General features: G+C 72.5%; 9 protein-coding genes and 2 pseudogenes. 10 read left to right on the top strand and 1 reads right to left on the bottom strand.

Annotated elements, in window-relative coordinates:
• The first annotated feature begins 384 nt into the window (after window positions 1-384).
• From lepB (AAHZ94_RS19995) to AAHZ94_RS19950, 10 genes and pseudogenes are all read left to right on the top strand, one after another.
• Complete coding sequence (lepB, locus tag AAHZ94_RS19995) at window positions 385-1,410, top strand: signal peptidase I (RefSeq protein ID WP_349994340.1); 1,026 nt, start codon at window positions 385-387, stop codon at window positions 1,408-1,410.
• Window positions 1,340-2,425, top strand: a complete 1,086-nt coding sequence (gene lepB, locus AAHZ94_RS19990) for a signal peptidase I (RefSeq protein ID WP_349994337.1) — start codon at window positions 1,340-1,342, stop codon at window positions 2,423-2,425. The genes lepB (AAHZ94_RS19995) and lepB (AAHZ94_RS19990) overlap by 71 nt, the downstream gene beginning before the upstream one ends.
• Before the next feature lie 163 nt (window positions 2,426-2,588).
• Window positions 2,589-3,341: pseudogene (gene lepB, locus AAHZ94_RS19985) on the top strand (signal peptidase I); the annotation flags it as partial.
• Window positions 3,342-3,546: 205 nt separating this feature from the next.
• Window positions 3,547-4,068: an NUDIX hydrolase gene (locus AAHZ94_RS19980; protein WP_349994336.1), complete on the top strand. Its 522-nt coding sequence runs from the start codon at window positions 3,547-3,549 to the stop codon at window positions 4,066-4,068.
• Window positions 4,069-4,107: 39 nt separating this feature from the next.
• On the top strand, window positions 4,108-4,434 hold the full coding sequence (locus AAHZ94_RS19975) for a DUF2469 domain-containing protein (protein ID WP_349994335.1): 327 nt from the start codon (window positions 4,108-4,110) through the stop codon (window positions 4,432-4,434).
• A 186-nt stretch (window positions 4,435-4,620) separates the two neighbouring features.
• A complete protein-coding gene (locus tag AAHZ94_RS19970; protein WP_502964721.1) occupies window positions 4,621-5,067 on the top strand; it encodes a YraN family protein in 447 nt (148 codons plus the stop codon).
• Window positions 5,067-6,686 (top strand): YifB family Mg chelatase-like AAA ATPase, encoded by a 1,620-nt coding sequence (locus AAHZ94_RS19965; RefSeq protein ID WP_349994334.1) that lies wholly within the window; start codon window positions 5,067-5,069, stop codon window positions 6,684-6,686. The genes AAHZ94_RS19970 and AAHZ94_RS19965 overlap by 1 nt, the downstream gene beginning before the upstream one ends.
• The gene (gene dprA / locus AAHZ94_RS19960) at window positions 6,683-7,912 is read left to right on the top strand and encodes a DNA-processing protein DprA (protein ID WP_349994333.1); all 1,230 of its coding nucleotides are present in this window, start codon (window positions 6,683-6,685) and stop codon (window positions 7,910-7,912) included. The genes AAHZ94_RS19965 and dprA overlap by 4 nt, the downstream gene beginning before the upstream one ends.
• A gap of 242 nt (window positions 7,913-8,154) precedes the next feature.
• Complete coding sequence (gene whiG / locus AAHZ94_RS19955) at window positions 8,155-8,991, top strand: RNA polymerase sigma factor WhiG (protein WP_349994332.1); 837 nt, start codon at window positions 8,155-8,157, stop codon at window positions 8,989-8,991.
• Window positions 8,992-9,065: 74 nt separating this feature from the next.
• The gene (locus AAHZ94_RS19950; RefSeq protein WP_349994338.1) at window positions 9,066-9,635 is read left to right on the top strand and encodes a TetR/AcrR family transcriptional regulator; all 570 of its coding nucleotides are present in this window, start codon (window positions 9,066-9,068) and stop codon (window positions 9,633-9,635) included.
• A 422-nt stretch (window positions 9,636-10,057) separates the two neighbouring features.
• Here AAHZ94_RS19950 and AAHZ94_RS19945 read toward each other — a convergent pair.
• Window positions 10,058-10,350 (bottom strand): annotated as a pseudogene (locus tag AAHZ94_RS19945) (peptidoglycan DD-metalloendopeptidase family protein); the annotation flags it as partial.

Here is a 10,350-nt window from a genome sequence, read left to right as displayed (position 1 = left end):
GGGCGGGGGGGGGCGCCCCCCCGCCCCGCGGGCGGCCCCCCGGGGGCGGGGGGGGCGGGCCCCCCCCCCGCCCGGGGGGGGCCCACCACGCCCCACCCCACAGCCGCCGCCCACCAGCCTCAGGGCCCGCCGGCGACTCCCCACCCGACTGCGCCCCAGCCTCCGCCCCGCGCGGAGCGTCTCGGCGTACCGTACGGTGCTCCGTACGAGCCCCCGCAAGGCGTCCCAGAGCGGGGCGACCAGCAGCCGCCCCCCTCGCCCCCGCGCCCTCCGGTGGCGACGGGCCCGGTATCGCCGGGAGGCCCGGCTACGCGCGCGCGGGCGGGCGCAGCCGCTGAGGAGCCCACGGTGCCGGCAGACCCGACCGCATCGGACGGGGCCGCGATGGACGACGACGCGGCGGCGGACGGGGTCGACGGTGGGCCGCTGCCGCCCCGTGCCACGGGGGGCCGGGCGGAGCGCCGTAGGGCGGCGCAGCGGATCAAGCGCAGACGTCGGCGTTCGGCCATCCGGGAGATTCCGGTGCTCGTCGCAGTGGCGCTGCTGATCGCACTGGTGCTGAAGACCTTCCTGGTGCAGGCGTTCGTGATCCCGTCCGGCTCGATGGAGCAGACGATCAGGATCGGTGACCGGGTGCTGGTGGACAAGCTCACGCCCTGGTTCGGCGCCAAGCCCGAACGCGGTGACGTCGTGGTCTTCAAGGACCCCGGCGGCTGGCTGGAGAACGAGCACAAGCCCAGCGGGGACGATCCGGTGGGCATCAAACAGGCGAAGCAGTTCCTGACCTTCATCGGCCTGTTGCCGTCCGCGGACGAGCAGGACCTGATCAAGCGGGTGGTGGGCGTCGGCGGTGACACGGTGCGCTGCTGCGACGCGCAGGGGCGGATCACGGTCAACGGCGTTCCGCTGAACGAGCCGTACGTCCACCCGGACAACCCACCGTCGAAGCTGAAGTTCGAGGTGCGGGTGCCGAAGGGACGCATCTTCGTCATGGGGGACCACCGCTCCAATTCGGCCGACTCGCGCTACCACCTCGACGACGAGGGGCGCGGCACGATTTCCGAGGACCTGGTGGTGGGCAAGGCCGTGGTGATCGCATGGCCGATCGGCCACTGGCGGCGGCTGGCGGAGCCGGAGCCCTTCGCCGCCGTACGCGATGCGGGTGACGCTCCGTCCCCGGCGGGCGCTGCTCCGCATAGTGTGTCCTCCGGCCCTGTGCTTTCTCCGGAAGCGCAAGGATTGACCCATCTCCCGACCCTTGCGGAACTCCCGCTCGTTATGGGGTTGGTGGGCCTGCGTCGGACCTGGGGCAGGCAGCAGCGCGGCAAGAGGAGTGGATGTGGGGGATTTGGCGGTCGGCGCACGATCCGGACACGAAGAGCCCGAAAGGCGACCCGAGCAGCCCGGTGAGTCACCCGTGAGCGGGGCGCCCGAGGCCGAGCCCCAGTACGCCGCGGGCCGGGCCGGCGGCCCCGAGGAGCCCGGCCAGGGGAGCCAGCAGACGTCGCGCGGGGACGCGCGCGAGGGCGAGCACGTGCGCCCCGACGGCACCGAGCAGCAGGGCGCCCCGGATGCGCCGGATTCCTCGGGCGAGGACGGGGCCCCGGCAGGTGCCTCTGCGACCAGCGAGGACGAGGAACAGAAGGCGCGCAAGCGCGCGAAGCACCGGTCCTTCTGGAAGGAACTGCCGCTCCTCATCGGCATCGCACTGTTGCTGGCCCTGTTGATCAAGACCTTCCTGGTGCAGGCGTTCTCGATCCCCTCGGACTCGATGCAGAACACCTTGCAGCGCGGCGACCGGGTGCTGGTGGACAAGCTGACGCCGTGGTTCGGTTCGGAGCCCGAGCGCGGCGAGGTCGTCGTCTTCCACGACCCGGGCGGCTGGCTGGACGAGGCGCCGCAGTCCGACTCCGGGCCGGTCGCCGAGGGCATCCAGAAGGTCCTCAGCTTCATCGGCCTGATGCCGTCGGCGGAGGAGAAGGACCTGATCAAGCGCGTGATCGCGGTCGGCGGCGACACGGTGGAGTGCAAGCAGGACGGCCCCGTCAAGGTCAACGGCAAGGCGCTGGACGAGCCGTACATCTTCCCCGGGGACACCCCGTGCGGTGACAAGGAGTTCGGGCCGATCCACGTCCCCGAGGGCCGGATCTGGGTCATGGGCGACCACCGCCAGGACTCCCTCGACTCCCGCTACCACCAGAACCTGGACAACGGCACCATCTCGACCGACGAGGTCGTGGGCCGGGCGATCGTCAAGGCGTGGCCGATCAATCGTTGGGGCACGCTGCCCGTGCCGGACACGTTCAGCCAGTCCGGGCTGGGCGCCGCGTCGCTGACGCCGACGGTGGCCGGGTTCGCCGGCGCCCTGCCGCTGGTGCTGCTGCGCCGCCGTCGACTGATCAAGAAGGCGGAACGGAAGAGCTGACGACTCCCGTACCGCCAGGTATGGTGCGGACCTGCGCGCGCGGCGCGGGCCGTGGCCCACGTCGCAGGGGGCACCGTACGGGGATCGTACGGACATCCGGCGCGGAGGGGGTACGGGGCCGTGGGGCCCGCGTACGGGCGGTGTCGGGCGAGGGGAGACGGCGATGGGCGGACCGCGACGGAGGAGCGACGGCCAGACCCGTCGTGGCAGCGTGGTGTCGGGTGTGGCTGTCGCCCTGGGCTGCGTGCTCTTCCTCGGCGGCTTCGGGTGGGGCGCGGTGCTCTACCGGCCCTACACCGTGCCGACCGACTCGATGGCGCCGACCATCGCCAGGGACGACCGGGTGCTGGCCAAGCGCATCGACGGCAGCGAGGTGCACCGGGGCGACGTGGTGGTCTTCCGCGACTCGGTCTGGGGCTCCTTGCCGATGGTCAAGCGGGTGGTCGGGGTCGGCGGCGACAAGGTCGCCTGCTGTGACCAGCAGGGCCGACTGACGGTCAACGGCAAGGCCGTCGACGAGCCTTACCTGGCGCGCCAGGGGCCGGCCTCGCCGAGTACGTTCTCCGCCACGGTCTCAGCGGACCAGCTCTTCCTGCTCGGCGACAACCGCGACACCTCGGTGGACTCCCGACGCCATCTGACCGACGGGAACCAGGGCACCGTGCCGCGCAAGGCGGTGGACGCGCGAGTGGAGGCGGCCGTGTGGCCGCTCGGTTCCCTCGGCATGCTGGAGCAGGCGACGGGCTTCAACACGTCGCCTGGTGGCGCCTCGGAGCAGGGTCCACTCCGGTTGATCACCGGCATGGTGCTGGTCGGAGCCGCCCTGATCCTCGGCGGAGCCGCGTACGGCCCGGTGGCGCGGCTGACCCGCGGCACGCGTAAGCCGCCCCGTGCGGGCGCGGGGAACGGGGCACGGAGCACTACCGCGCACGGGGCGCGGAGCGGCGCGGAGCACGGGGCTGCCGTGCCCGGCCGGCGGACAGGCACCGATCAGAACGCTCCGGGGCGGGGCACGGGGCGCGGTGCCGCAGCGGCTCCCGGAGCGCCGGCGGCCGGGCAGTCCACCGCGGGCGACGCGCCCGCGGAGGGGCCGCGAGGCGGGAAGGGAACGGCGAGGAGCAGTGGCTGACGACATACCGGAGGGCGCGGCGCACCACGCGCCCGAGCTGCGCAAGGTCGCCCGGGTGATCTTGTTGGACCCGGACGACCGCATCCTGCTCATGCACGGCTTCGAGCCCAGCGATCCGTCGTCGACCTGGTGGTTCACTCCGGGCGGCGGCGTCGAGGCGGGCGAGGACCGGGAACAGGCGGCCGTGCGGGAACTGGCCGAGGAAACGGGCATCACCGATGTCCACCTGGGGCCGGTGATCTGGCAGCGGGTGTGTTCCTTCCCGTTCGACGGGCGTCGCTGGGACCAGGACGAGTGGTACTACCTGGCCAGAACGGCGCAGACGTCCACCCGCACCGGCGGTCTGACCGAGTTGGAGCGCCGCAGCGTCGACGGCCTGCGTTGGTGGACTGCCGAAGAACTGTTCGCCGCTCATGAGACGGTGTACCCGACCAGACTTGCTGAACTGCTGCGCACCTTGCTCAACGAGGGGCCCCCGAGCGCGCCGGTGATCCTTGAGACGGAGCGCGCCTGACGCACAATGGGGGGACGCACGGCTGAAGGGGAACATGCCATGAGCGCCGAGGACCTCGAAAAGTACGAGACCGAGATGGAGCTGAAGCTCTACCGGGAGTACCGCGATGTCGTCGGTCTGTTCAAATACGTGATCGAGACGGAGCGGCGGTTCTACCTCACCAACGACTACGAGATGCAGGTGCACTCGGTCCAGGGCGAGGTGTTCTTCGAGGTCTCCATGGCCGACGCCTGGGTCTGGGACATGTACCGGCCGGCCCGCTTCGTCAAACAGGTACGCGTCCTCACGTTCAAGGACGTGAACATCGAGGAGCTCAACAAGAACGACCTCGATCTCACCTCCGGCGAATCGGGCTTCAACAACTGACCGACCGGGGCGACCGAGGACCGGACGAAGGTTTCTTCACCCGCATGGGTGAGCGAGTTATCCCCAGCGCCTGAGTTATCCACCAAGATCCAAAACTCCGCGGCACAACCGGCACCGTCGGTGGCGGAGGTACTACTCATGCCGCGAAACGCTCGAAAGTTGTCCCCCGGCAACGCCGGCGCCAGCCTGCCGCGTCCCGGGACCGCCAGACCACCCGCCCCACCCCGCCCGCCCGCTGCCGGCCGCCACCCGGCCCCCGCCGGCAGGCGCCCCGCCCCTGCCCGCCGTGCCCTGGGGGCCTACGGCGAGGCGCTGGCCGTACGCCGACTGGCGGCGGCCGGGATGATCATCCTGGCGCGCAACTGGCGCTGCCGCGACGGCGAGATCGACATCGTCGCCCTGGACGGGGACGCGCTGGTCATCTGCGAGGTCAAGACCCGCAGCGCCGGCCCCTACGAGGACCCGATGGCCGCCGTCGACCAGGCCAAGGCCGACCGGCTGCGGCGACTGGCGGCGCACTGGCTGGACCAACACGGAGGACCGCCCCAGGGCGGTGTGCGCATCGACGTCGTCGGTGTACGACTGCCCAGCCGCGGAGCACCACAGGTCGAGCACGTGCGGGGGGTGACGTGATGGGCTTCGCTCGTACGTGTTCGGTCGCGCTCGTCGGCGTCGAAGGGGTCGTCGTCGAGGTGCAGGCCGACCTGGAGCCCGGGGTGGCGGCGTTCACGCTGGTCGGGCTGCCGGACAAGAGCCTGACCGAAAGCCGGGACCGGGTCCGCGCCGCCGTCGTCAATTCGGGCGCCGAGTGGCCGCAGAAGAAGCTCACCGTGGGGCTCAGCCCGGCGTCCGTGCCCAAGGCGGGGAGCGGCTTCGACCTTGCGGTGGCCTGCGCCGTCCTCGCGGCGGCCGAGTTCATCGATCCCCGGGAGATCGCCGACCTGATGATGATCGGCGAACTGGGGCTCGACGGCAGGGTGCGGCCGGTCCGCGGTGTGCTGCCGGCCGTGCTCGCCGCCGCCGACGCCGGATACCGACAGGTCGTCGTGCCCGAACAGACCGCGGCCGAGGCCATGCTCGTACCGGGCGTGTCCGTACTGGGCGTGCGCAGCCTGCGGCAACTGATCGCCGTGCTGACCGACGCACCGGTGCCGGACGAGCCGGAGCCGGCGGAGCAGGGACGCCCCGACCCCATGCTGGCCGGCCTGGTGCTGCCCGGTGCGGGGGCGGGAACGGGCACCGTCGGTCGCCAAGGGGCGGACCGGCCCCTGGATCTGGCCGACGTCGCAGGTCAGCACGGGGCCCGCAAGGCGCTGGAGATCGCTGCGGCAGGCGGCCACCACCTCTATCTGATGGGCCCGCCGGGCGCCGGCAAGACCATGCTCGCCGAGCGGCTGCCCGGCCTGCTGCCGCCGCTCACGCAGTCGGAAGCCCTGGAGGTCACCGCGGTCCACTCGGTCGCCGGCGTCCTCCCGCCCGGCAAGCCGCTCCTGGACACGCCGCCGTACTGCGCACCGCACCACTCGGCGACCATGGCGTCCCTGGTCGGCGGCGGCGCCGGAATCCCGCGGCCGGGCGCCGTCTCGTTGGCCCATCGCGGAGTCCTTTTTCTTGATGAAAGTCCTGAATTCAGCGGACGGGCGTTGGATGCGCTGCGCCAGCCGTTGGAGTCCGGCCACGTGGTCGTCGCCAGGGCGGCAGGCGTGATGCGGATGCCGGCCAGGTTTTTGCTGCTGCTGGCGGCCAACCCCTGCCCGTGCGGGCGACACGGCCAGCCGGGGGACGACTGCGCCTGTACGCCCGCGGTGATCCGCCGCTACCAGGCCAGGCTGTCGGGCCCCCTGCTCGACCGTGTTGACCTGCGAGTACGGGTGGGGGCCGTGAGCCGGGCCGAACTCTCGGGAGAGCGCGGGACCGCGGAGAGCACCGCGGCCGTGGCGGCGCGCGTACAGGAGGCGAAGGCGCGGGCGGGCGCGCGCTTCGCGGGGACGCCGTGGACGGTGAACGGCGCGGTACCCGGGTACGAGCTGCGCACCCGGTGGGACCTGGCCCCGGGCGCCCTGCGGGCCGCGGAGCGCGAGATGGAGCGCGGGGTGCTCACCGCGCGCGGCCTTGACCGGGTGCTCCGCGTGGCGTGGACGGTGGCCGACCTCGCCGGACACGACCGGCCGACGGAAGCAGACGTCATCCAGGCGCTGCAACTGCGTACGGGTGTCAACCGCGGCATCCCACAGCCGACGGGAATCGCATGAACGCCTCGGGCCCGGCCGCAGCGGCCGGCGACGCCTGCGCGGCCACGGCGTCCGCGCAGGCAGCGCAGGCGGGGCGAGCTGGTCCCGACGCCGTCCATGTGGCCCGCGCCGCCCTGACCCGACTGACCGAGCCGGGGGACGAGGCGGTCGGCCGGTGGCTCCGCGAGCTCGGCCCGGTCACCCTGTGGCGGGCACTGGTCGGCGAGTGCGCACCGCCGCCGGGCGCCGGCCCCAGGCGCCTGGCCGGCTGCGCGCTGCGGGCCGACCGGCGCGACCCCGCGGCGGACCTGGCGGCCGTCGAGGCGCTCGGCGGGCGCTTCATCTGCCCCGAGGACGCGGAGTGGCCCAGCCAACTCGACGACCTCGGGGACGCCCGGCCCATCGGCCTATGGGCGCGCGGCAGGGCGTCGCTGCGGATGTGGGCCGTGCGGTCAGTGGCGGTGGTCGGCGCCCGCGCCTGCACCGAGTACGGGACCCACATCGCCGCCACCCTGGGGTCCGGACTCGCCGAACGGGGCTGGGTGGTGACCTCGGGGGCGGCCTACGGGGTGGACGGCGCGACGCACAGGGGAGCCCTGGGCGCCGACGGGGCGACCATCGCCGTGCTCGCCTCAGGGGTGAACGTCCCCTACCCGCGTGGACACACCGAGCTCATCGATCGGGTGGCGGAGCAAGGGGTGGTGGTGGCCGAGCTGCCGCCGGGCAGTCACCCGACGCGCAGCCGGTTCGTCCTCCGTAACCGCGTCATCGCCGCCCTCACGCGCGGCACGGTTGTCGTCGAGGCCCAGTACCGCAGCGGATCGTTGGTCACCGCCCGGTGGGCGCAGCGGCTCGGACGCTGTGTGATGGGCGTACCGGGCCCGGTGACCAGCGGACTCTCCGAAGGGGTGCACGAACTACTGAGGGGGGAGGGCGTGCTGGTCAGCGACGCCGACGAGGTCGTGGAGCTGATCGGAGCCATGGGCGACCTCGCACCGGCCCGGCGCGGCCCCGTGGTGCGGCGGGACCTGCTGGCGCCGGCGGCCGGCCGCGTTCTGGACGCGCTGCCCGCGCGGGGGACCACCGACACCCGCGCCCTGGCCCGCAGCGCAGGGATGAGTCACGACGAAACGTTGACCAAGCTCTACGAATTGCTGTCGCTCGGCTTCGTCGAACGGGCCGGCGGCCGTTGGGAGTTGACCCGTGCGGAGCGGCGTACGGGAAGCTCACGGCGAGGCGGTTCTTGATTTGCGGCAATTGGGTGAAAGGGTGTGGGAGATGACCGTATACGCCGTTGTGGAGCTGGCGTTACGGTCGCCGCCCGCGCCGGCGACCGTAACTCTGAGGTGCGGAGAACGGAACGAATCTGCGCACCACACCACCCTCGCCACTCGCACGCTGCGACGTATTAGTCACGCTACGCTCACAAGGATTCCGACGTGGGCACCCGTCCTCACCCACGTCACGGCAGAACGGCTCAAGACGACGCATGCCCCAGCACACCTCCGGGTCTGAACGCACTACGGTGCCGCCCGCTGCGCGCGGCACCGTCCGGCCATCCGTGCCCTCCTCGCTCGAAGAGCTCTGGCGTTCGTACAAGGCGACGGGCGACGACAGGCTGCGAGAGCAACTGATCCTGCACTACTCGCCACTGGTGAAATACGTCGCCGGACGGGTCAGCGTGGGGCTGCCGGCCAACGTCGAACAGGCGGACTTCGTCTCCTCCGGAGTGTTCGGCCTCATCGACGCCATTGAGAAGTTCGACCCGGACCGGGCGATCAAGTTCGAAACCTATGCCATCACGCGCATCCGCGGCGCGATGATCGACGAGCTCCGGGCCCTGGACTGGATTCCACGCTCCGTGCGACAGAAGGCGAGGGCCGTGGAGCGTGCTTACGCCACGTTGGAGGCCACGCTGCGGCGCACGCCGTCGGAGCCCGAGGTCGCCGCCGAAATGGGCATCGGGGTGGACGAACTGCATGCCGTTTTCAGTCAGTTGTCGCTGGCCAACGTGGTGGCGCTGGAGGAGTTGCTGCACGTCGGTGGCGAGAGCGGCGACCGACTGACGCTCGGCGACACCCTGGAGGACCAGGCGGCGGATGACCCCGTGGAGGTCGCCGAGGACCGAGAACTGCGGCGACTGCTCGCGCGAGCCATCAGCACCTTGCCCGAGCGGGAGAAGACCGTGGTCACGCTCTACTACTACGAGGGCCTCACGTTGGCCGAGATCGGACAGGTGCTGGGCGTCACGGAGAGCCGGGTGAGCCAGATCCACACCAAGTCCGTGCTCCAGCTCCGCGCGAAACTGGCCGACGTCGGGCGCTGAATCGTCCCTCCTGCATCGTCGAGCGTGCCGGGCATACGTAAAGTGGGGGAGTGCCCAGGATTCGAGCGGCCTCGGTGGCCGAGCACCGAACGATGCAGCGCGGCGCCCTGTTGGACGCCGCTCGTACCTTGCTGTCCGAAGGCGGTACCGACGCGCTGACGTTCCCCGCCCTAGCCGAGCGGACGGGGCTCGCGAGGTCGTCCGTCTACGAGTACTTCAGGTCGCGCGCCGCGGTGGTCGAAGAACTGTGCGCGGTGGACTTCCCCGTCTGGGCCGCGGAGGTCGAGGCCGCGATGGAGCGCGCCGACACCGCCGACGGCAAGATCGAGGCGTACGTCCGGCAGCAGTTGGCGCTGGTCGGAGACCGCCGTCACCGCGCCGTGGTCGCCATCTCCGCGGGCGAGCTGGACGCGGGTGCCCGGGAGAAGATCCGGGCGGCCCACGGCGGACTCATCGCCATGGTCGTCGAGGCGCTGGGCGAGCTCGGACACCAGCAGCCCAGGTTGACCGCGATGCTGCTTCAGGGCGTGGGCGACGCGGCCGTGCGGCGCATCGAACTCGGGGCCGCGGAGGACCCGGGGCGTATCACGGACGAGGCCGTCGCCATGGCCCTGTGCGGGGTGCGCGGACGGGCCGCTGACTGACGACGCCCCAGCCGCCACCGCGCCCAGGCCGCCGTCGCACCCATCAACACCGTGTGCAGTACGCCGGCGGCTGCCGGCCACGCCGACCGCGCCTGCCTGCGCGGGGCGCTCCGGCTGAGAGCGGGCGGTTCGCCCCGCTGCTGGACGGGGCCGGCGGTCGGGTCGGGCAGATGGGCGCAGCGGGTGTGCTCGAACGTGATGCCCCGACGGTGCGCCGTGGCGAGGACGGACTCGGAGCGGCCCGACTGCCGTGACGCAGGTACCGCCGCCGGTGTACCAGCGCCGCTCGGCTCCGGTACGCCGATGACGGGGAGCAACCGGGACGGGCCACGGCGCAGCATGGCGGGCGGCATCAACGACAGCGGGTCCAGATACTCCGCCCCGCGCCGCAATCCCCAGTGCAGGCAGCCGGGGCGGCAGTGGAACGGGCCCGCTTCCAACACCGCCACCACCTGCCCGGCAGCCACCTCCTCCCCCTTGGCCACCAGTGCCCGCACGGGCTCGTACGTCGTACGCAGTGCTGGGCTGCCGCTCTCCGACACCGTGATGGAGAGCACCCCGCGCCCCGCTACCCGGCCCGCGAAGACGACGTGGCCCGAGGTGGCGGCCCGTACGGGTTGGCCGGCGCGGGCGGCCCGGTCCCCCCCCCGGGGGCCCGCCGCCCCCCGCCCGGGGGGCCGGTCCCGCCCCCCGGGCGCCGGGGGGGGCCGCCCCC

It is taken from the genome of Streptomyces sp. HSW2009, from assembly GCF_040240285.1.
Lineage (GTDB): Bacteria > Actinomycetota > Actinomycetes > Streptomycetales > Streptomycetaceae > Streptomyces.
The sequence above is the reverse complement of the archived record's forward strand: the minus strand, read 5'-3'. Positions and strand labels throughout refer to the sequence as shown.

Bases quoted from the DNA above. Each gene is read 5' to 3' on its own strand.
- AAHZ94_RS19965 (WP_349994334.1), top strand. From the start codon at position 5,067: ATGGGCTTCGCTCGTACGTGTTCGGTCGCGCTCGTCGGCGTCGAAGGG.
- whiG (WP_349994332.1), top strand. From the start codon at position 8,155: ATGCCCCAGCACACCTCCGGGTCTGAACGCACTACGGTGCCGCCCGCT.
- dprA (WP_349994333.1), top strand. From the start codon at position 6,683: ATGAACGCCTCGGGCCCGGCCGCAGCGGCCGGCGACGCCTGCGCGGCC.
- lepB (WP_349994340.1), top strand. From the start codon at position 385: ATGGACGACGACGCGGCGGCGGACGGGGTCGACGGTGGGCCGCTGCCG.
- AAHZ94_RS19975 (WP_349994335.1), top strand. From the start codon at position 4,108: ATGAGCGCCGAGGACCTCGAAAAGTACGAGACCGAGATGGAGCTGAAG.